This window comes from Shinella sp. WSC3-e (assembly GCF_945994535.1).
GTDB lineage: Bacteria > Pseudomonadota > Alphaproteobacteria > Rhizobiales > Rhizobiaceae > Shinella > Shinella yambaruensis.
The window spans coordinates 180,789-207,674 of the sequence record NZ_OZ000531.1; the positions used below are offsets into that span (position 1 = coordinate 180,789).

The 26,886-nt window shown below is 68.2% G+C and carries 15 protein-coding genes; 11 read left to right on the forward strand and 4 right to left on the reverse strand.

Annotation, left to right across the window (positions count from 1 at the left end):
* Window positions 1–6: 6 nt before the first annotated feature.
* Together dgoD and AABF56_RS24075 are read right to left on the reverse strand one after the other, a co-directional pair.
* Window positions 7–1,155, reverse strand: a complete 1,149-nt coding sequence (dgoD, locus tag AABF56_RS24070; RefSeq protein WP_244768269.1) for a galactonate dehydratase — start codon at window positions 1,153–1,155, stop codon at window positions 7–9.
* Window positions 1,156–1,190: 35 nt separating this feature from the next.
* Window positions 1,191–1,961: a FadR/GntR family transcriptional regulator gene (locus AABF56_RS24075; protein ID WP_443021175.1), complete on the reverse strand. Its 771-nt coding sequence runs from the start codon at window positions 1,959–1,961 to the stop codon at window positions 1,191–1,193.
* Between the two features lie 185 nt (window positions 1,962–2,146).
* Between AABF56_RS24075 and AABF56_RS24080 the strand changes: the two genes are divergently transcribed.
* From AABF56_RS24080 to AABF56_RS24115, 8 genes are all read left to right on the forward strand, one after another.
* Entirely contained in the window at window positions 2,147–3,130 is a 984-nt protein-coding gene (locus AABF56_RS24080; RefSeq protein ID WP_244766541.1) for an arabinose ABC transporter substrate-binding protein, read from the forward strand.
* 78 nt (window positions 3,131–3,208) lie between these two features.
* A complete protein-coding gene (gene araG, locus AABF56_RS24085) occupies window positions 3,209–4,723 on the forward strand; it encodes an L-arabinose ABC transporter ATP-binding protein AraG (protein WP_244766540.1) in 1,515 nt (504 codons plus the stop codon).
* Entirely contained in the window at window positions 4,720–5,670 is a 951-nt protein-coding gene (gene araH / locus AABF56_RS24090) for an L-arabinose ABC transporter permease AraH (RefSeq protein WP_272807885.1), read from the forward strand. Before araG ends, araH begins: the two co-directional genes overlap by 4 nt.
* A gap of 418 nt (window positions 5,671–6,088) precedes the next feature.
* Window positions 6,089–7,765: a heparinase II/III domain-containing protein gene (locus tag AABF56_RS24095; protein WP_272807884.1), complete on the forward strand. Its 1,677-nt coding sequence runs from the start codon at window positions 6,089–6,091 to the stop codon at window positions 7,763–7,765.
* A 115-nt stretch (window positions 7,766–7,880) separates the two neighbouring features.
* On the forward strand, window positions 7,881–8,321 hold the full coding sequence (locus AABF56_RS24100; RefSeq protein WP_272807883.1) for a hypothetical protein: 441 nt from the start codon (window positions 7,881–7,883) through the stop codon (window positions 8,319–8,321).
* Window positions 8,318–10,537 (forward strand): glycosyltransferase family protein, encoded by a 2,220-nt coding sequence (locus AABF56_RS24105; RefSeq protein WP_272807882.1) that lies wholly within the window; start codon window positions 8,318–8,320, stop codon window positions 10,535–10,537. The genes AABF56_RS24100 and AABF56_RS24105 overlap by 4 nt, the downstream gene beginning before the upstream one ends.
* Before the next feature lie 8 nt (window positions 10,538–10,545).
* The gene (locus AABF56_RS24110) at window positions 10,546–12,423 is read left to right on the forward strand and encodes a methyltransferase domain-containing protein (RefSeq protein WP_272807881.1); all 1,878 of its coding nucleotides are present in this window, start codon (window positions 10,546–10,548) and stop codon (window positions 12,421–12,423) included.
* Between the two features lie 86 nt (window positions 12,424–12,509).
* Window positions 12,510–14,600 carry a caspase family protein gene (locus tag AABF56_RS24115; RefSeq protein WP_272807880.1) on the forward strand — a complete coding sequence of 697 codons (2,091 nt, stop codon included), beginning with the start codon at window positions 12,510–12,512 and terminating at the stop codon, window positions 14,598–14,600.
* Between the two features lie 36 nt (window positions 14,601–14,636).
* Here AABF56_RS24115 and AABF56_RS24120 read toward each other — a convergent pair whose 3' ends face one another.
* Both AABF56_RS24120 and AABF56_RS24125 read right to left on the reverse strand, forming a co-directional pair.
* Window positions 14,637–14,906 carry a hypothetical protein gene (locus tag AABF56_RS24120; RefSeq protein WP_272807879.1) on the reverse strand — a complete coding sequence of 90 codons (270 nt, stop codon included), beginning with the start codon at window positions 14,904–14,906 and terminating at the stop codon, window positions 14,637–14,639.
* Complete coding sequence (locus tag AABF56_RS24125; RefSeq protein WP_272807878.1) at window positions 14,903–17,197, reverse strand: FdhF/YdeP family oxidoreductase; 2,295 nt, start codon at window positions 17,195–17,197, stop codon at window positions 14,903–14,905. The genes AABF56_RS24120 and AABF56_RS24125 overlap by 4 nt, the downstream gene beginning before the upstream one ends.
* Before the next feature lie 163 nt (window positions 17,198–17,360).
* On the opposite strand from AABF56_RS24125, the gene AABF56_RS24130 reads away from it, so the two are divergent.
* The 3 genes from AABF56_RS24130 to AABF56_RS24140 all read left to right on the forward strand — a co-directional run bounded on the left by AABF56_RS24130 (window position 17,361) and on the right by AABF56_RS24140 (window position 26,839).
* The gene (locus AABF56_RS24130) at window positions 17,361–17,837 is read left to right on the forward strand and encodes a GNAT family N-acetyltransferase (RefSeq protein WP_272807877.1); all 477 of its coding nucleotides are present in this window, start codon (window positions 17,361–17,363) and stop codon (window positions 17,835–17,837) included.
* Between the two features lie 5 nt (window positions 17,838–17,842).
* Window positions 17,843–19,858: a beta-N-acetylhexosaminidase gene (locus tag AABF56_RS24135; protein ID WP_272807876.1), complete on the forward strand. Its 2,016-nt coding sequence runs from the start codon at window positions 17,843–17,845 to the stop codon at window positions 19,856–19,858.
* A gap of 186 nt (window positions 19,859–20,044) precedes the next feature.
* Complete coding sequence (locus AABF56_RS24140) at window positions 20,045–26,839, forward strand: beta strand repeat-containing protein (RefSeq protein ID WP_272807875.1); 6,795 nt, start codon at window positions 20,045–20,047, stop codon at window positions 26,837–26,839.
* The last annotated feature ends 47 nt before the right edge of the window (window positions 26,840–26,886 follow it).

A 26,886-nucleotide genomic window follows, 5' to 3' on the forward strand; every position in this document is an offset into this window, starting at 1 on the left:
CTCTCCTCACCACTCTGCCACGCTGCCGTCTTCATGGCGCCAGACGGGGTTGCGCCAGCGGTGGCCCTCCTTCGCCCGCTCGATGACGTATTGCTCGTCCACCTCCACCCCGAGGCCCGGCCCCTGCGGGATCGACACGAAGCCGTCGGCATAGTGGAACACCGCCTTGTTGGAGATGTAGTCGAGGATGTCGTTGCCCGTGTTGTAGTGGATGCCGAGGCTCTGCTCCTGGATGAAGGCATTGTGCGACACCGCATCCACCTGCAGGCAGGCCGCAAGCGCGATCGGGCCCAGCGGGCAATGCGGCGCCAGCGCCACGTCATAGGCCTCCGCCATCGCCGCGATCTTGCGGCATTCCGTGATGCCGCCCGCATGCGAAAGGTCCGGCTGGAGAATGTCGACATAACCGTCCGACAGCACCGACTTGAAGTCCCAGCGCGAATAGAGCCGCTCGCCGAGCGCGATCGGCGTCGCGCAATGGTTGGCGATCTCCTTCAGCGCCTCGCGGTTCTCCGACAGTACCGGCTCCTCGATGAACATCAGGTTGTAGGGCTGGAGCTCCTTCGCCAGCACCTTGGCCATCGGCCGGTGCACGCGGCCGTGGAAGTCGACGCCGATGCCGACATGCGGGCCGATCGCCTCGCGGATGACGGCGACGGTCTCCACCGCCTTCTCCACCTTGTCCCAGCTGTCGACGATCTGCATCTCCTCGCAGCCGTTGAGCTTGATCGCCTTGAAGCCGCGGGAAACGACTTCGCGGGCATTGTTGGCAACGTCCGAGGGCCGGTCGCCGCCGATCCAGGAATAGACCTTGATCCTGTCGCGCACCTGGCCGCCGAGCAGGGCATGGACGGGCTGGCCATAGGCCTTGCCCTTGATGTCCCAGAGCGCCTGGTCGATGCCGGCGAGCGCCGACATGTGCACGGCGCCGCCGCGATAGAAGCCGGCGCGATACATAACCTGCCAATGATCCTCGATCAAAAGCGGATCCTTGCCGACGAGATAGTCCGCAAGCTCGTGCACGGCCGCCTCCACCGTCAGCGCGCGGCCCTCCACCACCGGCTCGCCCCAGCCAACGATGCCCTCGTCCGTCTCAACCTTCAGGAACAGCCAGCGCGGCGGAACAATATAGGTCGTGAGCTTCGTGATCTTCATGGGACACTCGTCTGGGAACAGGAAAGGGAATGAGGTCAGGCGCCGGCCGGCGCCGGGTGGTTCTTGACGGCGATGGCAAGGTCGCGCGCGGCAAGATCGAGCATGCGGTGCGAACATTCGCGCGCCGCCGCCTTGTCGCGCATGCGCAGCGCGTCCACGAGGCGCTTGTGGATTTCCAGCGCCTCGTCCCGGGCATCCGCGGCTTCGGCGGAGGCATGCAGCGAGAATTCGAGCGCCGCCTGGATGATGCTGGCGAGCTGCATGAAGACCTGGTTGTGGCTGGCCTTCAGCAGGGCGGCATGGAAGGCGAAGTCCGCCTGCGAGAATGCATCGAGATCGCTCTCCGCGTCGCGCATGCGCTCCCAGGCCCGCTCGATTTCCGCCACGTCCTGCACGGTCGCGCGCTCGGCGGCGAATTCGGCGGCAAAGGGCTCGATGGCGCGGCGCGCATCGAGCACGCAGGTGAGAAGATCGAACTCGAAGATGCGCGGGCCGATCCATTCCAGCACCTGCTGGTCGAGGATGTTCCACTCCTCCTTGGGGCAGACAAGCGTGCCCACCCGGGAGCGCCCGCGCACCAGACCCTTGGATTCGAGAATCTTCAGCGATTCGCGGATGACGGTGCGGCTGACGCCGTAGCGCAGGCACAGCTCGTTTTCCGTCGGCAGGAAACCGCCGATGGGGAAGACGTCGGCGCAGATATCCGAGGCGATCGCCCGCGTGACGTTCTTCTGTACCCGGGGGCGCCGCACGCCGCCCTCGCCATCGACCACGCCCGCGCGCCCGTCCTGTTCCTGCACGATCATTCTCCACCCATTCCGTCCGCGATGCATAGCCCGTTTCGCGCCCGATGGCGACGGCCCGCTTCGCATCGTCCCGACGCTACTATCATACACTGATATTTCATTCATCATACAAAGACAATTGACGGATATGATGAAAGACACTACACCAAACCACACTGCAGGCGCAGTTAACTTGGGAGAGAGACATGGGCTTTATCAAAGCAGCCATCCTGGCTGGCACCGTCGCCGTATTCGCCGCAACCTCCGCCTTCGCCGCCGACGTGAAGATCGGCTTCATCGTGAAGCAGCCGGAAGAGCCGTGGTTCCAGGACGAATGGAAGTTCGCCGACGTCGCCGCCAAGGAGAAGGGCTTCACCCTCGTCAAGATCGGCGCCGAGGACGGCGAGAAGGTCCAGTCGGCCATCGACAATCTCGGCGCGCAGGGCGCCCAGGGCTTCATCATCTGCACACCCGACGTGAAGCTCGGCCCGGGCATCGTCGCCAAGGCGGCCGCCAACGACCTCAAGCTGATGACCGTCGACGACCGCCTGGTCAACGCCGATGGCAGCCCGATCGAAGACGTGCCGCATATGGGCATCTCGGCCACAAAGATCGGCGAGGCCGTCGGCGAGACCATCGTCGCGGAAATCAAGAAGCGTGGATGGGACATGAAGGACGTCGGCGCGATCCGCGTGTCCTACGACCAGCTGCCGACCGCCGTCGACCGCGTCGAAGGTGCGCTCTCCGTGCTGAAGGCCGCCGGCTTCCCGGAAGCCAACATCTTCGACGCCCCACAGGCCAAGACCGACACGGAAGCGGCGCTCAACGCCTCCACCGTCGTGCTCAACAAGAATGCCGGCATCAAGCACTGGGTCGCCGTCGGCCTCAATGACGAAGCCGTGCTCGGCGCGGTGCGCGCCACCGAAAGCGTCGGCATTGCCGCCGACAGCATGATCGGCGTCGGCATCGGCGGTGCGGATTCGGCGATCAACGAGTTCAAGAAGCCCGCGGCAACCGGCTTCTTCGGCACCGTGATCATCTCGCCGAAGCGCCATGGCTACGAGACCGCGCTCAACATGTTCGAGTGGGTCGCCAACGGCAAGGAACCGGAAAAGCTCATCCTGACGGCCGGCCAGGTCGCCCTGCGCGACAATTACGAGCAGGTACGCAAGGACCTCGGCATCGAATAATCATCCTCCCAGGATGACGTCAGCCCGGCGGCGCAGTTGAAGGCTTTGGGCCGCCGGGCCTTCTTTCGGGGTGGAGAGATGCAGGACTTTCTTCAATTCAACGCGATATCCAAGGGATATCCCGGCGTGCAGGCGCTGGCCGACGTTTCCTTCTGCGTGAAGAAGGGCGCCGTGCACGGCCTGATGGGTGAAAACGGCGCCGGCAAGTCGACCCTCATCCGCGTGCTCTCGGGCGACCAGTCCGCCGACACCGGCGAGATCCTGATCGACGGCAAGGCGCAGCACTATCGCTCGGTGCGCGACGCCTTCGAGGCGGGCGTCATCGTCATCCACCAGGAACTGCAGCTCGTGCCCGAGCTGACGGTCGCCGAGAACCTTTGGCTCGGCCGCTTCCCCGGCAAGGCCGGCATCATCGACCGCACGCGTCTCGTCGGCGTGGTGAAGCAAAAGCTTGACGATATCGGCATCGACATCGATCCGGCCGCCAAGGTCGCCTCGCTGTCGATCGGCGAGCGCCAGATGGTCGAGATCGCCAAGGCCGTGATGGCCGATGCGCGCGTCATCGCCCTCGACGAGCCGACCTCCTCGCTCTCCTCGCGCGAAAGCGAGATCCTTTTCGCGCTGATCGATCGCCTGCGCGCCGAAGGCAAGATCATCCTCTACGTCTCGCACCGCCTCGACGAGATTTTTCGCCTGTGCGACAGCCTCACCGTATTGCGCGACGGCAAGCTAGCCGCCCACCATCCTGATATATCCAAGGTGACGCGCGACCAGATCATTTCCGAAATGGTCGGTCGCGAGATCGCCAATATCTGGGGTTTCCGCCCCCGCGAGCGCGGCGCCGTGCGGCTGGAGGTGAAGGACCTCGCCGGCCGCAAGCTGCGCACACCGATCAGCTTTTCCGTGCGCCGGGGCGAGATCCTCGGCTTCTTCGGCCTCATCGGCGCCGGCCGCAGCGAGATGGCACGCCTCGTCTACGGCGCGGACAGCCGCTCGCAGGGCACGGTGAGCGTCGACGGCAAGGCCGTCGCCCCGGACAGCCCGCCGCAATCGATCCGCTCCGGCATCGTGCTCTGCCCGGAGGACCGCAAGTTCGACGGCATCGTGCAGGGCCGCAACATCGAGGAGAACATGGCGATCTCCTCGCGCCGGCATTTCTCCCCCTTCGGCATCCTCCAGCCGAAGAAGGAGGCCGAGCTTGCCGACCGCTTCATCGCCAGGCTGCGCGTGCGCACGCCCTCCCGCAAGCAGGAGATCGTCAACCTTTCCGGCGGCAACCAGCAGAAGGTCATTCTCGGCCGCTGGCTGTCCGAGCAGGGCGTCAAGGTCCTCATCATCGACGAGCCGACGCGCGGCATCGATGTCGGCGCCAAGTCGGAAATCTACGAGATCCTCTATGAACTCGCCGGACAGGGCATGGCGATCGTCGTCATCTCCAGCGAACTGCCCGAGGTGATGGGCATCACCGACCGCATCATGGTCATGTGCGAGGGCCGCGTCGCCGCGGATATCGAGCGGGCCGATTTCGACGAGCGCCGCATCCTCGCCGCCGCCCTTCCCGACGTTCCCAACCAGCAGGTCAAGTCCCGATGACGTCCTTGAAAAAACTCCTCCTCGGCGAACAGGGTCTGGTCGTCATCTTCGCCGTCGCCTTCGCCATCGTGGCCCTGACGGTGCCCAACTTCCTGACCGAGCGCAACATGCTCGGCCTCCTGCAGTCGGTCGTCACCATCGGCATCGTCGCCTGCACGATGATGTTCTGCCTCGCCTCGCGTGACTTCGACCTGTCGGTCGGCTCCACCGTCGCCTTTTCCGGCATGGTCGCCGTCATGGCGTCCAACGCCTCGGGCTCTATCCTCGTCGGCCTCATCGCGGCGCTGATCTGCGGCGGCGGCGTCGGCCTCGTCAACGGCGTGGTGATCGCCCGCTTCCGCATCAACGCGCTGATCACGACGCTCGCCACCATGCAGATCGTGCGCGGCTTCGCGCTGATCGCCTCGGACGGCCGCGCCGTCGGCATCAACGACTCGGGCTTCTACCAGCTCGCCTTGTCGAAATTCCTCGGCATCCCGACGCCGATCTGGGTCATGGCCGTCTTCTTCATCATCTTCGGCTTCGTGCTGAACCGCACCGTCTTCGGCAAGAACACGCTGGCGATCGGCGGCAATCCGGAAGCCTCGCGCCTTGCCGGCGTCAACGTCTCCAACATGCGCATCTGGATCTTCGCGCTGCAAGGCCTCGTCTGCGCCGTCGCCGGCGTGCTGCTGGCCTCGCGCATCACCTCCGGCCAGCCGAATGCCGCGACGGGCCTCGAGCTTTCGGTCATCTCGGCCTGCGTGCTCGGCGGCGTGTCGCTGGCCGGCGGGCGGGCGGCGATGACGGGCGTCATCGTCGGGGTGCTGATCATGGGCATCGCGGAGAACGTCATGAACCTCCTCAACATCCAGGCCTTCTACCAGTATGTTGTGCGCGGCCTGATCCTGCTGCTCGCCGTGCTGCTCGACAACCTGCGCTCGGCCGCCGCCGGCCGGCGCGCCTAGTCCGGGCAGGCCGCGAGCCGCCCGGGCGATTCGCGCGCCGGAGGGCGGCTTTGCGAACTGCAAACAGGCAAAACATCCGATCGAATGTTCGGCCGGACCGGCTTTGCCTGCCGACACGCCACATGGCCGTGCGAAAGACCCTGTTTTGGGCAGAGGAGATATTGACTTTGCCCGGCTTGTCGCTTTCCATGCAGACTTGCTAATTTCGGGTGGACACGGCCATGACTAGGTTCGTAGTAGCAAAGTGGACTTCCCTCGCGGCTCTCCTGTCGGCGGCTGTGTTACTGAGTGGCTGCGAGACGAGTTCAGGCAAGCCCACGGTCTGTACTGTCAAGGGCAAGCAAGTGCCCTGCAAGGTCGCCAAGAAGACGCAGGTCGATACGTCGAGCGCCACGCGCGGGGCCAGGAACAGGAACTATTGATCCTATCCCTGGATGCGGGACAGATCCGGTCTTCGGCCCGGTCCTCCGCTGCCGGAAGTCGCTATGCCGAGGCGGTCCTGCGGGTCGCCGGGGACATCCATGCCTCTCCCCTGCTTGAACTGGAGCGGGAAGACGGACGCGACGTCATCCTTCCGACGAGCCGCAAGCTGTTCGATCGCGTCGCGACGCTGGCCGTTGCCGATTGCCTGGTCGGCGGCAGTGCCTTTCGCCGGCGGGCGATCCGCGAGCTTCTGAACGCCGCCGCCTTTGCCGATTGGAACCCCTCGCATTTCCTCGACACCGCCGAGATGACGACCGGCATGGCGCTCGGCCTTTGCTGGACCCGCCCGCTGCTCGCCCGCACGGAGCACGACACGATCGCCGCGGCGATCGTCGAAAAGGGGCTTTCCCCCGGCCTTGCCGCCGCCGCGGCCGGCGTGCCCTGGATGACGGCCTGCAACAACTGGAACATCGTCTGCTGCACCGGCATGATCGCCGGCGCCGCCGCGATGGCCGGCACCGGCCATCCTCTCGCGCGCGACGCCCTGGCCTGTTTTGTACCCGCACTGCGGCACGGGCTTTCCGCCTTCGGCGTCGATGGCGGCTATGACGAGGGCCCGGACTACTGGGAATATGCCGTCCGCTACGCGGTGCTCGCCCACGCCCTTCTCGATGATATCGGGCCTGGGTCGGAGGTGCCCGCCGCGCTCGCGCGCACCTGGCGATACGGCCGCGACCTCACCGGCCCGAGCGGCCGCGTGTTCAATTTCGGCGATGCGACGGAACGGCCGCGCCGCGCGCCCGTGCTCGGCTGGCTCGCCGGCCGCGCGGGCGAGGCGGCGGCCATGGCCTGGCAGCACGCCGCGCCCGGCGACCCGCACCCTTTCGACCTCCTGTGGTGCGCGCCGGAGACGGAGCCGCCGCCGCCCGACGATGCACCGTCCGCCTATGAGCCGGCAGGCCTTGCCGTGCTGCGCGCGGGCACGACCTGGCTGGTGCTGAAGGGCGGGTGCAACGACGTCAACCACGCCCATCTCGACCTCGGCACCTTCGTGCTGGAAATGGCCGGCCGGCGTTTCGTCAGCGAGCTCGGCCGGGAAAACTACGCCCTCCCCGGCTATTTCGAGCCCGGGCGGCGGTTCGGCTACTTCCGCACGCAGGCCGCGGCCCACAGCACCCTGCTGATCGATGGCGCGCCGCAATCGACCGCAGCCTTTGCGAGGCTCCTCGGCACGGGACGGGAAGGCGACCGCCGTTTTGCCGCCTACGCGGTCAGCGATGACGGATGGCCGGTCGGCTGGCGCCGGGGCGCCGTTCTCGAGGGCACCGACACGGTCTTCATCGTCGACGAGCTGGGAGAGGAGGGCGCCGCCACCCCGGCGAGCACCTGGCAGCTCTACACCGAAGCCGCGGCGGCGCTCGACGGCCCCGGCGCCCTCCTCACCCTCGACGGCGCGGCGGTGACGGCGGAGATCCTGGCGCCGGACGGCCTCGCCTGGTTGTTCGAGCCCACCCCTTCCCCCGACGGCGAAAGCAGCAATGCCGCCTTCGGCCGGCTGTTCTTCTGCGTGCCCGCGGCCGCCGGAACGCAATTCGTCATCGTCCGGTTCGCCGCCGGCCGGCCTTCGCGATGGCGCCCCGCCGCCATTGCCGACTGGCCGCTCGACGCCTGATCCCTCGCCTCCCGCATTTTCCGCCCGCCCCTTCGTTGACAGTCCCCGATCCCGGCAATAGCCTTGATCCAAAGGCGCTTTCAGGCCCGCCCGGGGGATCGAGAGGGGAGGCGAAATGGGGATTTTCGGCTGGTTGCCGCAACGCGGCCCTAAGCCCGCCGCACCGGACGATGCGCCGGAGCAAACCCTCGCCATCTACGCCTCGCAACCCGCGCTTACCACGATCATCGTCACGCTCATCGGCATCGAGGCAGAGCAGATCGACGAGATCATCGACGTGACCGCCCGCCGCTTCGGCAAGAAGCACAGGATCGTCTATCTCACCGACAGCCTCGACTTCATGCGGTTCCGCGACAGGAACGCCATCTTCGAATACCTGCCCTCCGCCCTCGAGCAGAAGCTGCATGCCGCCGAGATCTCCTGGAACGCCTATCTCGCCAGGCGCTGGCGCCTCCTCGTGTCGAAATGGCAGCCGGTGCATGTCATCGGCTACGGCCAGAACATCGACGTCTTCCTTGCCGCAGCGCCCCCGATGACGGCGCGGACCGATCGATGAGCACGGCTCTCGACGTCCTCTTCGTCGCGGATGTGCGCTTCGAGGGAGGAACCTCGACGGCGCTCGCCGTGGAAATCCGCACGGCGGCGCGGGCGGGCCTGCGCACCGGGCTGCTCGCCATCAAGGGGCCGCTGCTCGGCCTGCCCTTCCCCATGCATCCGGACCTGCGGCGCCTGATCGACGAGGGGCTGACCGAGCGCATCGACCCCGACATGCGCCTTCATGCCCGCCTCGTGCTGATCCACCATCCGACGATCATCGAGAACCGCCCGACGCGCCCGCTGTCGATCACCGCCGACAGGCTGCTGGTCGTGCTGCACCACCCGATGTATGACGGATACGGCCGCCGGCAATACGATCTCGACCGCGTCGTCGCCCATGCCTGCGACGCCTTCGGCAGCGACGTGTTCCTGGCGCCGGTCAGCACCGTCGTGCGCGACAGCCTTCCACGCCGCCTGCCGCCCTATGCGCACATGCTGGAAGAGGACTGGGGCAATCTCATCGACCTCGACGACTGGGCGGCCAAACCGGCCCGCCAGCCCGCCTATCCCGTCGTCATCGGGCGGCATTCACGCCCCGACCCGCTGAAATGGCCGACCGCCGAGGAGGTGCTGCTCGCCTATCCGGCAGACGGCGCGCGGTTTCGCGTGCGCGCGCTCGGCGCCGATGCCTTCCTTGCGGAAAAATACGGCACGATCCCGCCCAACTGGGAGTTGGTGCCCTTCACCTGGGACGATGTCCCGGCCTTCCTCGGCACGCTCGATTTCTACGTCTATTTCCACGATCCGGCCTGGTCGGAGGCCTTCGGGCGGACGATCCTCGAAGCGCTCGCGACCGGCCTCGTCGTCATCCTGCCCCCACATTTCGCGCTGCTGTTCGGCAAGGCCGCGGTCTATGGCGAGCCGGCCGATGTCGAGCGCCTCATCGACGGCTTCGTGAGCGACCCGGAACGCTACCGGTCACAAAGCGAACAGGCCCGCCGCTTCGTCGAGAACAACCACGACGCGGCGATCTACGCCGATCGCCTCGCCCGCATCATGGCGGCACCGGACGAGGCGGTAGCGCCGCAGGGCCGGCTTTTCCCCGCCCTGCCGCAACGCAACGTGCTCTTCGCCTCCAGCAACGGCATCGGCGTCGGGCACCTCGCCCAGCAGCTCGCCATCGCGCAGCGGCTGCCGCCAGGCCTGACGCCGGTCTTCGCCACCATGTCCTATTCCATGAAGGCCGCCGTGCAGCAGGGCTACCAGGCGCATTTCCTGCCGCACCACCGCATCCTCGACGCCGACCCCGAGGACTGGAACACCTGCCTTGCCGAGGAGCTGTTCGAGCTCATCGCCCATCTGCGCCCCGCGGTCTTCGCCTATGATGCGACGGCGGTCTTCGAGGGTGTCACCCGGGCGCTCGGCGCGTTTCCCGATATCTTCAAGATCTGGGTGCGCCGGCCGCTCTGGCGGGAATGCCACCGGGTGTTCCTCGACTTCTCCGACCGCTTCGATGCGGTGATCGAACCCGGCGAATTGGCGGAGACCTTCGACCATGGCCCGACGGCGGCCTGCCGCAAGGAAACCTTCCTCGTGCCGCCCGTCCTGCATCTCGATCCGGCCGAGCGCATGGTGCGCGAAAGCGCGCGCGCCGCCCTCGACCTGCCCGAGGGCATGACCGTCGTCGCCTTCCAGCTCGGCTCGGGCGCCAATTTCGACATGCGGGAGGTGCGCGGCGCGCTGCTTGCCGAAGTGCTGCGCCGCCCCGACACGATCGCGCTCGAAATCCGCTCGCCGATCACGCCCGAGGCCGCCGGCCTCGAAAGGCTGGGCGAGCGGCACCGGGTCGTCGAGCTCTTCCCGAGCTTCCGCTTCAGCAACGCCTTCGACGCGGCGATCACGGCGGCGGGCTACAATACGTTCCACGAACAGGTGCTCGGCGCGATCCCGACGCTGTTCGTGCCCAACGAGGCCGACGAGATGGACCTGCAGGCGAGCCGCGCCCGCTGGGCGGAACTCACCGGCCGCGGCTGGCTGATGCGCCGCGACTACGACCTCGGCTTCGTCGCGGCCCATGTGGAGCGCCTGCTGGACCCCGTCGAGCGGGAGAGCGTCGTGCGCCGCTGCCGGTCGATCGCCTGGACCAATGGGGCGCGGGACATTGCCCGCTATGTCGAGGACCATGCCCGCATCGTCCGGACCGACTGGGACATCACCAAACTCGGCAGCCTGTGAGGACGACGGTGGCCCGGCCAACCTGCAACATCTGCGGCAGTTCGGTCTTCGGGGATACCTATGGCGAGAAGGACAGCGCCTTCCTGCGCCAGAACGTGCGCTGCGAGGGGTGCGGCTCGCTGGAGCGTCACCGGCTGATCTTCGAGGTGCTGCGCCTGCGGGGCCTCCTGTCGGGAAACCGCCGCATCCTGCACCTCGCCCCCGAGGAGTGCCTCGCCACCCTTTTCCGAAGCCGCTTCGGCAGCCGCTATCTCGGCGCCGACATCGACCCGGGCCAGTTCCCCTTCGCCGTCGCCCGCCTCGATCTCTGCCGCGATCTTCCGACCCTCGCGCCGGCCTCCTTCGACATCGTCCTGCACAACCATGTGCTCGAACATGTCGCCTGCGACTACCGCGCCGTCGCCGCCGGCCTCCACCGGCTGGTGAAGCCCGGCGGCCTGCACATCTTCAGCATCCCCTTCCTCGAAGGCGGCTTCCGCGAGGCGCTGGACGGACACACCGGCGCCGAGCGTGCGGCGCGCTTCGGCCAGTCGGATCACATGCGCATCTTCTCGCCGGAGGATCTTGCCGCCACGCTCGGCTCGGCCCTGCCGCTGCCGGCGGACTATGACGCGACCCGCCTCGTTCCGGCAGAGCGGCTCCTGGCCATCAACGTGCCGGAAGCGGCCTGGCGCGGCTTCAACAACAATGCCGTCTTCCTCATCGAAAGGCAGGGGGACGGGCAGGTCCTGGAGGCCCCGACCCCGGCAGCGCAACCCGCAAGCCCCGCCCCCCGTCCCCCTCGCCCCGACGGCGTCCTGTTCGTCTCGGCAAACGGCATCGGCCAGGGCCATCTCACGCGCCAGCTCGCTGTCGCGCGCCGGCTGAAGCACCGCCCGTCCGCCTTCCTGACCATGAGCTACAGTGCCGCAATCGTGCGCGATCTCGGCTTTCCCGTGCATTTCGTGCCGCACCACGGCCTGACGGGCGAGGAACCCGCCGCCTGGAACGACCGTCTCGCCGCGGAAATCGGCCTGCTGCTCGAAGCCTATCACGCGACCACCCTCGTCTACGACGTCAACTTCGTCTTCGACGGGGTGATCAAGGCCCTTGGCGAGCATAGCGGCGTGCAGGCCGTCTGGATCCGGCGCGGCATGTGGCCGGCCCACCATGCCGGCTATATCGGCGCCGGGGCACATTTCCCCATCGTCATCGAGCCGGGCGACTATGCCGGCGAATGCGACGGCGGGCCGACCGTGGCCGACCGGGCGAAGACCCGGCTGGTGCCGCCGATGCTGCTGATCGACCCGTCCGAGCGCACGGAACGGGCGGCGGCCCGCCAGGCGCTCGGCCTGCCGCAGGAGGCGACCGTCATCCTCCTCGACCTCTCCCGCTCCGCCAATCCCGACCTCATGCGCCTTCACGCCCGCCTGCTGGACGACCTCCTCGCCCGGCCGGACCTGCATGTGGTGGAGCTGCAGTCGCCGCTGACCGGAAGCGCCGCCCCTCGCCATCCCGCCCGGCACCACCGGGTCACGCTCCATCCGGCCTATGCCGCAAGCCTCGCCTGGGACGCGGCGATCGTGCGCGCGAGCTACAACACTTTCCACGAGACCATCGCCGGCGGCATCCCGACCCTTTTCGTGCCGGACGAAAGCCCGGACATGGACCGGCAGGTCGACCGGGCGCGCTGGGCACAGGCGCGCGGCGCCGCCCTCTTGCACCGGGTCGAAGACGGTGAGACGCAGCGTGCCGCCGCCCTCGACCGTTTGCTCCGCCCCGACATCCGCGCGGGCCTTACCGCCGCATGTGCCGCCATCGCCGGCGCCGATGGCGGCTGGCGGAACGGCGCGGAAACGCTGGCGCGCATGCTGGAAGGCAGTTTTGACGAAGGCGGCGCAGAATAACACCGGGCTATATCCCGTCTTGTCCAGGATCGGGCCGCGGGACTATGCTAGCGTCCCGCCGGGATCTTCATGGGGTGGCGATGCTCATGCAAAGATTGTTTCTCTTTCTCGCGCTTCTTCTGTCGATGACAGCCGCGGCGCTTGCCGCCGGCAACAATCGCGTCGCGCTGGTGATCGGCAACGGCAAATATGCCGACCTGCCGCACCTGCCCAATGCGCAGAGCGATGCGAAGCTGATGGAGAAGGCGCTCTCCGCGGCGGGCTTCAAGATCGTCTCGGTCATCGACGGCGACCGCCAGCAGATGGTCCGCGCGATGAAGAGCCTGGCCGAGGCGCTGACGCCGGACACCAATGTCGTCGTCTATTATGCCGGCCACGGCATCCAGTTCGCCGACGAGAACTACCTGATCCCGACGGACAGCCAGCTCACCTCCTCCTCCGACCTGCCGCTCGAAGCCTTCAGCCTGAAGATGATCACCGAGCAGATCGAGCGTGCGCGCCCGCGCATCGCCGTGTTCATCGTCGATGCCTGCCGCAACAACCCCCTGGAAACGAACCGTTCGGCCGGTGCGGCGGCCAATGACGGCGCCTCGCGCGGCCTTGCGCGCGCCACCGGCCCGCTCGGCACCTTCATCGCCTTCGCCACCGCGCCGGGAAAGGTCGCGACGGACGGCACGAAGGGCAACAGCCCCTTCACGCGGGCGCTTGCCGACTTCATCACCGCGCCGGGCCTGCCCATCGAGCAGGTCTTCAAGCGGGTGCGCGAGCGGGTGGTCGAGGAGACCGGCGGCGAGCAGGTGCCGTGGGACAATTCCTCGCTGACCAAGGACTTCTTCTTCACCGACGCCCTGCCGGAAGTGCCGAAATTCTCCGCGGAAGCGACGAAGGATGCGGAAGCCTGGCAGGCCGCCTCGGATGGCGACACGACAGAAAGCTACCGGTCCTACCTTGCTTCCTTCCCGCAAGGCCTCTTCGCCGACATCGCCGAAATGCGCGTCGAGGCGCTGGCCGAGGCGAACAGGCCGAAGGAGGAGAAGGAACAGGAGGTGGCGGCCCTGCCGGTCGACCGCAGCATCAATGCCGCCGAGGACCTCCTGATGTGGAACGGCATCCAGGCGAACGGCACCGCCGACCAGTATCGCGGCTATCTCGAAAAATTCCCCGAGGGCGTGTTCGCCAAGCTCGCCCGGTTGCGGCTGGAAGATGCGACGAAGGGCTCCGACGAGACCGTGCCGGCGATCTCCGGCCGCGTGACGGCGAACTACGAGGAATTCGCCCAGAACCCGCTCTACCCCGAGATCACCGATTGCGACCGCGAGGCCGGCCATGTGCAGGAGATCGCGGATCCCGCGGTCGGCGTCTATTTCAAGCAGATCAGGCCGGAGACCGCGGTCCCGGCCTGCATGACGGCACTGAAGCAGTTTCCCGACAGCCTGCGCATCCTGATGAACTACGGCCGCGCCATCGATGCCGCCGGCCGGCATGACGAGGCGCGGGAAATCTACCGCACCGGCGCCAGCGCCGGCTTTCCCATCGCCTACCGCTCGCTGGGCGACGTCTATCGCGACGGCCGCGGCATCGAGAAGAACCTGACGGAAGCCCGCTACTGGTATGTGCTGGGGGCGGCGAAGAAGAACGTCTTTGCCGAGTTCAACCTCGCCCTGATCTACGAGAACGGCCTCGGCGTGACGGCCGATCCGCAGAAGGCGGCCTACTGGCTCTGGCGCGCGGCCAAGCAGGGATTCGCGCCGGCCATGGAGAAGCTTTCGGCCTATTACCTCGAAGGCAAGGCCGTGCCGAAGGACGTCGCCCAGGCGGAGATCCTGCTGACGGGCGCGGCCGAGATGGGCCATATCTATGCCGAGCTCCGGCTCGGCGACCTCTATCTCGACGGCAGCGCCCTGAAGAAGGACCCCGCCACGGGCGCGCAGTGGATATCGAAGGCCGCCCGGCAGGGCTACAACGAGGCGCAGTTCCGGCTTGCCACGCTCTATCTCGACGGTATCGGCCTCAAGAAGGATGCCGGGCAGGCGCTCAACTGGTTCATGCTGGCAAAGGCCAACGGCGTCGAGCGGGCGGGCGAGATGGTGGCGACGCTCGGCGAAAAGCTCGGCGGCAAGGCCGTCAGGAACGCTGAAAAATTCGCTGCCGACTTCCAGCCCATCGCCGTCAAATAGGCGCCCGGGCAGAGAGGGTCTTCAGGGGTGCTTGCCCTACGAGGCGAGGGAGTAGCGGGTGCGCATCGTGCGCGCGTCCCGGCCGTCGATGCGGATCGCGCCTTGCTCTGCCAACGCGTTCAACTCCCGCAGCACGAGGGCATGGGCAAGGCCGAGGCGGCGGGCGAAGGTGCGGCTGTCGCTTGCGACGCCCGTGCGCACCGCCGCGACGAGCGCGGCCTGGATGCCCGTCAGCCGCGGATCCTCGCTTTGCAACCGTGCGACAAGTTCCAGGAAAATCCCGGCCTCCTCCGTTTCGCCGCTCACGCGGCCTCGCGCTTGCGGAACGAGACCATGATCGACTTGGAGGTCGGCGTGTCGCTTTGCTCGCCGGCGCTGGAAAGCGGCACCAGCACATTCAGCTCCGGATAGTAGCCGGCAATGCTGCCGCGCGGGACATCGTAGGGCACGAAACGGAAGTCGCGCGCCACGCGCTCGATTCCGTCGTCATGCGCGCCGACGACGTCCACCCGGTCGCCGGCCTCCGCCTCCATCGCCTTCAGGTCCTCGGGATGGATGAAGATGACCTGCCGTTCGCCGTAGACGCCGCGGTAGCGGTCATCGAGGCCGTAGACCGTCGTGTTGTACTGGTCGTGCGAGCGGAACGTCTGCAGCGCGAAACGCCCGCCGGCCTTGCGCGCCCGCTGGTGCACGGTCTCCTCCGGCAGCGGGCCGGAGAAGAAGGAGGCCTTGCCGGCCGGCGTATCCCATTCCCGGTGCGCGGCCGCATTGCGCAGGAGGAAGCCGCGCGGCTTGCGCAGCCGCGTGTTGTAATCCGCAAAGCCCGGAATGGTCGCCTCGATATGGTCGCGGATGCGGTCGTAGTCTTCCGCAAGCGCGTTCCAGCTGACGATGCCGCTGCCGACCGTCGCCTCGGCGATGCCGGCGATGATCGCCACTTCCGACCGCAGGTGCGGCGAGGCGGGCCGGTTGATGCCGGCCGAGCCATGCACCATGCTCATCGAATCCTCGACGCTGATCAGCTGCGAATTGCCGTTGGGCGCAAGGTCCATCTCCGTACGGCCGAGGCAGGGCAGGATGAAGGACACCTCCCCCGGCATCAGGTGCGAGTGGTTGGGCTTCGTGGCGATGTTCACCGTCAGCTTGAGGCGGCGCAGCGCCGTTTCCACCAGCGCGCTGTCCGGCGTCGCGCGGGCGAAATTGCCGCCGAGGCCGATGAAGGCTTCCGCCGAGCCGTCCAGCATGGCGCCGATGGCCGACAGTACATTGTGCCCATGCCTGCGCGGCGGGGAAAAGCCGAACTCGCGCTCCAGCGCATCGAGAAAGGCTTTCGACGGCTTCTCGTTGATGCCGACCGTGCGGTCGCCCTGCACGTTGGAATGGCCGCGCACCGGGCAGAGGCCCGCCCCCGGCCGGCCGATATTGCCGCGCAGGAACATGAAGCTGGCGATCTCGCGGATCGTCGCGACGGAATGCACATGCTGCGTCACGCCCATCGCCCAGGTGCAGATGACGCGCTCGGCCTGCATGTAGACCGCCGCCGCGCGCTCGATCTCGGCCCGCGTCAGGCCGGACTGGTCCTCGATCTCGGCCCAGCCGGTCGCCTCGACCGCGGCACGGTAGGCGGCGAAATCCACGCAATGTTCGGCAAGGAAGGCATGGTCGAGCACCGGCGGCAGGCCCGCCGCGACCGCCGCATCCTCCGCCGCGAGCACCGCCTTCGCCATGCCGCGCACGGCCGCCATGTCGCCGCCGAGCTGCGGCTGGAAATAGTGGCTGGCAATGTCGGTCGAGCCGCCGCGCAGCATCTCGATCTTGTCCTGCGGGTCGGAGAACCGCTCCAGGCCGCGCTCGCGGATCGGATTGAAGACGACGATGCGCGCGCCGCGCAATGCCGCCCGGCGCAGGTCGCCCAGCATGCGCGGGTGGTTGGTGCCGGGGTTCTGGCCGATCACGAAGATCGCATCCGCCGCCTCGAAGTCCTCGAGCAGCACCGTGCCCTTGCCGACGCCGATCGCCTGGCGCAGCGCAACGCCGCTCGCCTCGTGGCACATGTTCGAGCAATCGGGAAAATTGTTCGTGCCGTAGAGGCGCACGAAGAGCTGGTAGAGATAGGCCGCCTCGTTGCTGGCGCGGCCGGACGTGTAGAATTCGGCGCGGTCGGGATTGTCGAGGCTCTTCAGGATGTTGCCGATTTCCCTGAAAGCATCGTCCCAGGCGACGGGCAGGTAGCGGTCGCTCGCCGCGTCATAGCGCATCGGATGGGTGAGACGGCCATGGAGCTCCAGCTCGTAGTCGCTCAGCTCGCGCAGCTCCGAGACGGTATGCGCGGCGAAGAAGGCGGGCGAGGCGCGCTTTTCCGTCGCCTCCCAGGCAACCGCCTTCACGCCGTTCTCGCAGAATTCGAAGGAGGAGCCGTGCTCGGGGTCCCCCCAGGCGCAGCCCGGGCAATCGAACCCGTCCGGCTGGTTCGCCTTCAGCATGGTCATGGCGCCCGACAGCGGCGTGCCGCTCTCCAGAAGCCTTTTGCCACAGCTCTTCAAGGCCCCCCAGCCACCGGCCGCGGAGGATTTCTTTCCGATAAAACGAGTATCCATAGGTCAGGTATTTGCCATTCGTCAGGATTGATCAAGAGGCCAGTTCGAATGGCTTGATAGGGAATATCTATCACCGCCGGTCGTGCGGAATTTGGCGGTTTGCCTGAATCGCGGCGATTGACTACCAATCTGGTATGCGGAGCATCGAACCGGAGGGCCGGTCTTGGATTATCTCGTCAATCTCTCGCGTCTTTCCCCCGACGCAGCGCTCGATGCCCGGATGGCGGAGGCCGGCGTGACGATCCGCAGGGCGCTTGCCCCGGAAGCCCGGCTCGTCACCGACTGGGTGGCGGACACGTTCGGCAATGGCTGGGCCAGCGAGACCGCGATCGCGCTGACGCGCCAGCCGCCCACCGTCTTCATCGCGACGCGCGCGCGCCGGCTCGTCGGCTTCGCCTGCCATGAATCGATCGCCCGCGGCTTCTTCGGGCCAACGGGGGTGGAAGCGCAATCGCGCGGGCTCGGCATCGGCCACGCCCTGCTGCTCGCCTGCCTCTTCGATCTGAAGGCGATGGGCTACGGCTATGCGATCATCGGCGATGTCGGCCCCTCTGCCTTCTACGAGAAGACAGTCGGCGCCATGCCGATCCCCGGATCGGCGCCCGGCATCTATGCCGGCATGCTGGCCGTCCAGGGATAGCCGCCATGCCGATGCAGGACCTTCACGTCCCCACGCTCGAAACCGTCTGGATCCCGGCCACGGACGCGCATCCGATGGCCTACAGGCTCACACTGCGCAACGACGGGACGGCCCCCTTCTGCGATTTTCGCCTGTGCTTCAGCGGCCCCTGCCAGGTCGATGCCACGGCGACCGCCGAGGGCGGCCGTATCGGCCGACGGCTTTCCACCTTCACCGAACTGCTGCCGCCGGACGGGCTGGACCTTGCCCCCGGCGCAAGCTGGACCGTCACCATCCACGGCCTGAGCTGGCCGTTCCGGCACTGGACGGACGGCGCGCGGGGCGCCTATCTCCTCTTTCCCGATGGCAGCACGCGCAGGGTCGCCACCACGCCAACGAGGCGCATGGGCGACAATACAGCGCCGAAGCGGGGCGTGGAACCCTGCCCCGTGCCCACCAACCCGCCGGCACCGGTTTCGATCATCCCCTGGCCGAACCATGTCGCGCTCACCCGCCTCGGCCCCGCCCCTGCCGGCCTGACGCTCCTTGCGGAGGACGCCGCGGCAAGGGGGGCAACGGAGGCGTTCCGGCGGCTGGCCGAGGCGCTTTTCGCCGTCGAGGGCATCGTGCGGCCCGCCGAGGAAGGCGGGCTGCCGGTATATTTCCATGTCAGCGAGGATCTTGCGGCCGAGGCCCATGAACTCGTCTTCACGCCCGATTCCGTCTCCATCCGCGCCTGCGGGCAGGCCGGCTTCTTCTACGGGCTCGTCACGCTCGGCCAGATCTGGCGCGGCGCGCACCATTTTCCGCACGCCTACGGCTTTCCCACGGAGGGGCGGATCGCCGATGCGCCGGCGATGGGCTGGCGCGGGCTGCATCTCGACGTGGCGCGCCGGTTCTACGGCGCGGCGGAAATCCGGCGGCTGCTCGCGATCCTCGCCTGGAACAAGCTCAACCGCTTCCACTGGCACCTCTGCGACGACGAGGCCTGGCGGGTCGAGATCGATGCCTATCCGGCGCTGACGGAGATCGGCGCCTGGCGCGGCGAGGGCCTTGCCATTCCGCCCCTCCTGGGCTCCGGCGCGGAACGGAGCGGCGGCTACTACAGCAAGGCCGCCATCCGTGACATCGTCCGGCAGGCCCGCGATTTCGGCATCGAGATCGTGCCGGAAATCGACATGCCCGGCCACTGCCACGCCCTGCAAATGGCCATTCCCGAACTGCGCGATCCGCAGGAGCGGGGCAGCTATCATTCGGTCCAGGGGTTTGCCGACAATTGCCTCAACCCGGCACGCGAGGCGACCTACCGTGTGGTGGAGACGATCCTTGCCGAACTGATCGCGCTGTTTCCCTTCCGCACCATCCATATCGGCGCCGACGAAGTCCCGCTCGGCGCCTGGTCCGGCTCGCCGGAGGCGCTCGAAAAACTGTCCGAAATCGCCGGCAAGGACGCGGCCGAAGCCCATGCGAAGCGGCTCAACGTGATCACCAACACGCACGGCGCCGACGCCATCGAGGGCTCCGGCGCGGCGGCGCTGCAGGCGGTCTTCCTCAAGCGCGTCCAGGCATTCCTCGCCGCGCAGGGCTGCGTCACCGGCGGCTGGCAGGAAGCCGCACACGGCAACGTCATCGACAAGGACAAGGCCTATCTCTGCGGCTGGCGGGACGTTGCGGCCTCCGCGGCGCTTGCCGGCGAGGGCTACACCATGGTCGTCTGCCCCGGCCAGGCCTATTATCTCGACATGGCGCATACGGCCGACTGGGACGAGCCGGGGGCAAGCTGGGCCGGCGCCTCGACGCCCGAGATGACCTATGCCTTCGATCCCGTCGCCGGCTGGAGCGCGGCGCAGAAGGCGAAGCTGCTCGGCGTGCAGGCCTGCATCTGGTCCGAGCCTATGCTCGACCGCGCCGTCTTCGATCGCCTCGTCTTTCCCCGCCTTTCGGCCGTCGCCGAAACCGGCTGGACCCACCCGGAACACAAATCCTGGGCGCGGTTCAAGGCCTGCGCCGGCCTCATGCCCGTGCTCTACGCCTCCCTGTAGAACCGCGCGCGGCGGAGGCTCGCTCCTTCGCCTGCCACCCGCGGAAAAACCGCGCAACCCGCGGGAATTCCAGCCTTCGGGCGGGCAACCTTCAGGTACAGGTTCAGGCAAGCTCGTCGCTGTATCGAAATTCAGCAGAATGGTGCGTTTGCTGTTCTTTCGATTCCATATTTCAGGACTTTATCCATGACGTCGATCGTACCCTCCCTGAGCATCGCCCAGATCAAGCAGTTATCCGCTTCGGCGATTTCGGCCTGGACGACGGAGGACGTCGCCTCGCTTTCCACCAGCCAGCTCAACGCCTTTTCATCCAGGCAGCTTGCCGCACTGGAAGTGGAGGACATCGAGGTTCTCAACACCCGGCAGTTGAGCGCCATTTCACAAAGCGCCATCATCGGCCTGTCGCTCGACCAGCTCGGCGCGCTCGACAAATACGCCATCCAGAATCTGACGCCCTCCCAGGTCGGCGCCCTCACCGCGACCCAGGTGAAAGGCCTGTCGTCGGACCAGGCGGAGGCGCTGACGGCCTCGCAGGTCCGCATGCTGAGCGCGGCCCAACTCGCCGCCCTCGACCCGGAGGATCTTGCGACCTTTTCCACCGAGGACATGGCGGCCATCAGCTACAAGGCCGTGCAGCGCCTCGGTACCGCGGCCATCGCCGCCCTTTCCCCCGAACAGGTCGGCGCGCTGACGCCGCTCGCCGTCGCCGGCTTCACGCCCGCACAGACGGCCGCACTGACCCCGGAGCAGATCGAAGCACTGACCCCGGCGCAGGTCACCCTCCTCAAGCCGGCACAGATCGCCGCACTCAGCGCGGCCGCGATCGCCGCCTTCAGCGAGCCCCAGATCACCGCGCTCAGCACCAGCGCCCTGACGGGCCTCAAGCCGACGCAGATCCAGGCCATGAGCACGGCGCAGATGGAAGCGCTGACCCCGGCGCAGGTGCGCGCGCTGAGCGGCCAGCAGCTCACCGCGATGGGATCGACCGGCCTTGCCACCTTCTCCAGCCAGGACATCGCCGCAATCTCCAGCCGCGCGATCCCGGCCCTCGGCATCGGCATCATCACCACGCTCTCCGCCGAGCAGATCGAGGCGCTCAGCCCGGTCGCCGTCCAGGCCCTGACGGTGGCCCAGGTCAACGCCCTCAGCCCTGGCCAGATCGCGCTCTTCTCCCCCGCCCAGATGCGCGGGATGAACATGGCGCAGATCGCAGCGCTTGGGGGCGACGACATCGCGGCGCTCTCCAGCGACAGCCTTGCCGCCATCAACAACGCCGCGCTGAAGGGGCTCAACACCGCCGCCATCGCCGCGCTTTCGCAAGAGCAGATCGAGGCGTTGTCGACCGGCCAGATCAATACGCTGTCGGCACGGCAGATCACCGCCCTCGGCGCCGCGGGCATCGCGCTGTTCTCCACGCTGCAGATCGCCGCCGTCAACAGCAGCGCCATCCCCGGCCTGACGACCGCCCAGATCGCCGCGCTCGACCTCGACCAGGTCGAAGCGTTCTCGCCGCTGCAGGCCAAGGCGCTCACCGCGGCACAGATCGCAGCCCTCGATGCCGACGACATCGCGGTCTTCTCGACCGCCGACATCGCCGCCCTCTCGGTAAGCGCGGTGGCCGGCCTTACCACCGATACCGTCGCCAGCCTGTCCACCGACCAGATCGCCGCCTTCAACGTGAAATCGATCCCCGGCCTCACGTCCCAGCAGATCGCCACCCTCGACGCCGCACAGGCCGAGGCCCTCACCGCCGCGCAGGTCAAGGCGCTGACCGCCCGGCAGGTCGGCGCCCTCGGCCCCGAGGCCCTGGAAACCTTCTCGACCGCCGATATCGCCGCCCTTTCGGTCGGCGCGCTTTCCGGCCTTAGCAGTAGCGCCATCGCCAGCCTTTCGCCCGAGCAGATCGCGGCGCTCACCACGGCCCAGATCGCGGCCCTCAAGCCGGCGCAGCTTGCGGCGCTCACCACCGAGCAGGTCGAGGCCTTCATCCCCAACCAGGTCCGCTATTTCAGCGCCGCCCAGCTCGCGGCGCTGGCGCCCGACGCCGTCGCGACCTTCTCGACCGAGGACATGGCCGCCATCAGCAACCGGGGTGCGGCCGGCCTCAGCACCGCGGCGATCGCAAGCCTTTCCACCGAGCAGATCGCGGCCCTCAGCGGCGGTGCGCTCGGCGGCCTGACGGGCGCGCAGATCCGCGCCCTCGGCACGGAGCAGATCGAGGCGCTGTCCACCACCCAGATCGCCGCGCTGGGCGTGGCGCAGCTCGCCGCGCTCGGTTCCGAGGACATGGCGGTGCTCACCGAGGCGCATATCGCGGCGATCAACGCCAAGGCCATAGCGGGCCTCAGCAGCGACGCCATCGCCGCCCTTTCCACCGACCAGATCGCCGCCCTCGGCACGAACGCCATCGCGAGCCTGACATCCGTGCAGATCGCCGCCCTCTCCCCCGACCAGGTCGAGGCGCTTTCGCCCGCACAGGTCCGTGTGCTCAGCGCCCAGCAGATCGCGGCCCTCGGCGCGGACGATCTTGCCACCTTCTCCGCCGAGGACATGGCGGCGATCAACGCCAAGGCCATGCAGGGCATCACCTCCGATGCCTTTACCGGGCTTTCGGACGAGCAGGTCGGCGTGCTTTCCACCGCCCAGATCGCCGGTCTCACCGCCAAGCAGTTCGCCAGCATGGACGCCGCATTCCTCGCCTTGCTGACCACCGGCCAGGTCGCAGCCCTCGGCGCCAGCGTCGTCGCCGGCTTCACGCCCGACCAGATCGACGCGCTGAGCACGGAGCAGATCGAGGCTCTGACCCCGGCGCAGATCAGGGCAATGACCTTTTCCCAGCTTTCCACGCTGACCGCGGAAGACATCGCGACCTTCTCCACCGCGGACCTTGCGGCCATCAGCAGCAGGGCCATCGGGGGGCTTGATGCCGGTGTGCTGACCAGCCTTTCGCCGAGCCAGATCGCCGCCCTCGACCGCTATGCGATCGCCGGCATGAATGCCGGGCAGATCGAGACCCTCTCGTCCGCCCAGATCGCCGCGTTCACCACCGCGCAGATCGCCAGCCTCACCCCTGCGCAGGCCGGTGCCCTGGAGGCGGAAGACGTCCGTGCGCTTTCCACCGCACAGATCGCGGCCCTCCCCCTACGGGCGATCTCCGGCCTTGGCGCAGCAGCCATCGCGGCCCTGTCCTCCGACCAGATCGCGGCCCTCAGCCCGAACAGCATGACCGGCTTCACCAGCAGCCAGCTCGACGCGCTGACCTCCCAGCAGGTGAGCCAGCTTTCCGCCGCACAGCTCCGGGCCCTCAGCGCGGCGCAGCTCGGCGGCCTTTCCGACGATATCGAGGCGCTTTCAACCACGCAGATCGCCAGCCTCAATCCGACCGCCATCGGCGGCCTTACCACCGGCCAGATGGCAGCGCTGTCATCCGACCAGATCGCGGCCCTGACGACGGCGCATATCGCGGCGCTCAGTGCCGGACAGGTCGGCGCCCTCAGCACCGCCGACATCGCCGCCTTGACGACCGCGCAGATCAACGCCCTGAGCGGGACCGGCATTTCCGGCCTGACCGCAAGCCAGGTCGCAGCGCTCACCACCGCACAGATCAACGCCCTCAACAACCGCCAGATGGCGGCCCTCTCCTCCGCGCAGATCGCCGCGCTCGGCACCGACAAGGTCGCGGCGCTCACCACGGCGCAGATCGCCGCCCTCAATGCCGGCAGCATCGCGGGCTTTACGTCCCAGCAGCTCGCCACCCTCAGCACCGCGCAGGCCGAAGCGCTGACAAGCGCCCAGGTGGGCGTCCTCAACTCCGACCAGATCCACCAGCTCGGCACTGACGACATCGCCACCTTCTCGCCGAAGGATATCGGCATGATCAGCGCCAGCGCCGTCGCGGGTCTCTCGCCGGCAGCGCTTGCCGCGCTCTCGACGGCGCAGATCGCCGCCTTCAGCACCGCCGCCATCGGCGCGATGAGCGCCCAGCAGCTCGCGGCCCTTTCCACCGCCCAGGCCGAGGCCCTGACCAGCCAGCAGGTCGCCGCGCTGAGCTCGGCCCAGCTCGCGGCCTTCGGGGCCGATGACCTGGCGACCTTCTCCACCCGGGACATCGCCGCCATCGGTTCGGGCGCCATTGCCGGCATCGCCACCGATACGCTCGCAGCCCTTTCGACCGTCCAGATCGCCGCGCTGAGCGCAGCCGGCATCGGCGGCATGACGGCGCGGCAGTTCGAGGCGCTCAGCGTCGCCCAGGCCGAGGCGCTCACCAGCGCCCAGATCGGCGCGATGAACTCGGCACAGCTTGCCGCCCTCGGGACCGACGACATCGCCACCTTCTCGACGCGCGAGATCGCCGCCATCGGCGCGGGTGCCATCTCCGGACTTTCGTCGGCCGCGGTCGCCGCCCTCTCCACCGCGCAGGTCTCCGCCCTCTCCACCGCCGCCATCGGCGGCCTGGCGACACGCCAGATCCAGGCCCTTACCAACGCCCAGCTCGACGCCCTGTCGCCCGCCCAGGTCCGGGCGCTCGACGCCCGGCAGATCGCGACGCTCGGCACGGACTATATCGCCGCGCTTTCGACGGAACAGGTCGCCGCCCTCAGCACGGCCGCCATTGCCGGCCTTTCCACCGACCAGATCGCGGCGCTCTCCACCGCCCAGGCCGAAGCGCTCACCAGCAAGCAGGTCGCCGCCTTCACCTCGCGCCAGGTCGCCGCCCTCGGCCTCGACGACCTCGACACGTTCTCCGTCGCCGACATGGCGGCGATCAATTCCGGTGCCATGCCGGGCCTTTCGACCGACATGCTCGCCTCGCTGACCACGAGCCAGATCGCCGCCCTCAGCCCGGCCGGCCTCTCCGGCTTGACGAGCAGCCAGATCGCCGCGCTCACCAGCGACCAGGTCGGTGCGCTCACCACGGCGCAGATCGCCGCCCTCGGCTCCAGGCAGACTGCGGCGCTCGGCACGGACGATGTCGCCGCCCTGTCGCCGGCGCAGATCGCCGCCCTCGGCTCGGCCGGCGTCTCCGGCCTCACCACCGACCAGATCGCCGCGTTTTCCACCGGCCAGGCCGAGGCGCTGTCCAGCGCCCAGATCGCCGCACTGAGCTCCACGCAGGTCGCCGCCTTCAGCACCGACGCGATGGAGACCTTCACCACCGCCGAGATGGCCGCGATCACGTCCGGCGCGGTCTCCGGCCTGTCGCCGGCAACCATCGCCGCCCTGACGACGGGGCAGATCGCCGCGCTCAACGGCGCGGGCCTGACATCCGCGCAGGTCAACGCCCTCGACAGCGGCCAGCTGGAAGCGCTGACCAAGACCCAGCTCGCCGCCTTCGGCTCGGCGCAGATCGGCGCGCTCGGCACGGATGACATCGCCGTTCTCTCGCCCGAGCAGATCGCCGCCCTCGGCACCGCCGGCATCGCCGCCCTCTCCACCGCACAGGTCGCGGCGTTGTCCAGCAGCCAGGCCGAGGCCCTGACCAGCAGGCAGGTCGCCGCGTTGAACTCGCACCAGATCGCGGCGCTCGAGGCCGAAGACCTCGAACTGTTCTCGACCGCCGATCTCGCCGCGATCAATTCGCGGGCCATTTCGGGCCTGTCGACGGCAATGCTCGCCGCGCTCGGCCCCGGGCAGATCGCCGCCTTCAGCCCCTCCGGCATTTCCGGCCTGTCGAGCGCGCAGATCGGGGCGCTGACCGCCGACCAGGTCGAGGCCCTGACGAGCGCGCAGGTCGGCGCCCTGACATCGCAGCAGATCGCGGCGTTCGATGCCGACGATATCGCGCTGTTCTCGACGGCCGACATGGCGGCGATCGGTTCGAGCGCCATTGCCGGCCTGCCGCCGGCGGTGCTCGCCGGCTTCTCGGCCAGCCAGATCGCCGCGCTCAGCGCCGCGGGGATCGGCGGGCTCACCACCAGCCAGGTCGCCGCCCTGACATCCGCGCAGGTCGCCGGGCTCTCCACCCAGCAGCTCGGCGCGCTCAACTCGAAGCAGGTGGCCGCCCTCGATGCCATCGACGTCAGCGCGCTGACACCCGCCCAGATCGCCGCGCTCAGCACGAGCGGCGTTGCCGGCCTCACCGGCACGCAGACCGCGGGCCTTTCGCTGGAACAGGTCGAAGCTCTCACCACGAGCCAGATCGCGGCCCTCGGCTCGGCCGCCCTTTCCGGCCTTTCGACCGAAGCGCTCGACACGTTCTCGCCCGGCAAGCTCGCCGCCATCAGCGCCAGCGCGATCAAGGGCCTGCCGCCGGGCTACATGGCGACGCTCTCCGAGAGCGAGATCGCCGCCCTCGGCACCGCCGCGATCTCCGGCCTCAGCAGCGCCCAGATCGCCGCGCTCAGCACCGCGCAGGTGGAGGCCTTCTCGCTTGCCCAGATCGCCGCGCTGAGCCTGCCGGGCATTGCCGGCCTCACCTCCGCGCAGATGCAGACCATCTCCGCCGAGGAGCTGGCGGCCATCGGCACGGCAGCCATCCGCGGGCTTTCGAGCGGCACGATCGGTGCGCTGTCCACGGATTCGATTGCCGCTTTGTCGACGGCCCAGGTCGCCGCCCTCACCTATGGCCAGATGTCGGCGCTCGGCCCGCAGCAGGTCGGCGCGCTCTCGTCCGACCAGATCGGCGCCCTGACGGCGACGCAGGCCGCGGCCCTCGGTGCCGACGACCTCGCCTCCTTCTCGACCGAGGATATCCTCTCGCTGAGCTCGAGCGCGATTTCCGGCCTCAGCACGGCAACGCTCGCCGGCCTTTCCAGCGAGCAGGCCGCCGCCTTCACGCCCGGCCAGCTCGCCGCCATGACCTCGGCGCAGATCAACGCCCTGCCGCAGGCCGGCGGCGCGGGCGCGCAGAGCTTCACCTTCTTCACCATGAGCGACGAGCCCGTGGCGGAAGACGCCGGCACCGGAACAGGCGAGCCGCAGGCCGAGAGCGACCCGCAATCCGAGATCGCGTCGATCATCTCGTCCTACCTCGCGGTCTGACCGGCGGCAGGAGCCTGAAAACGCTTTCGCCCCGGCAAGCCGGGGCG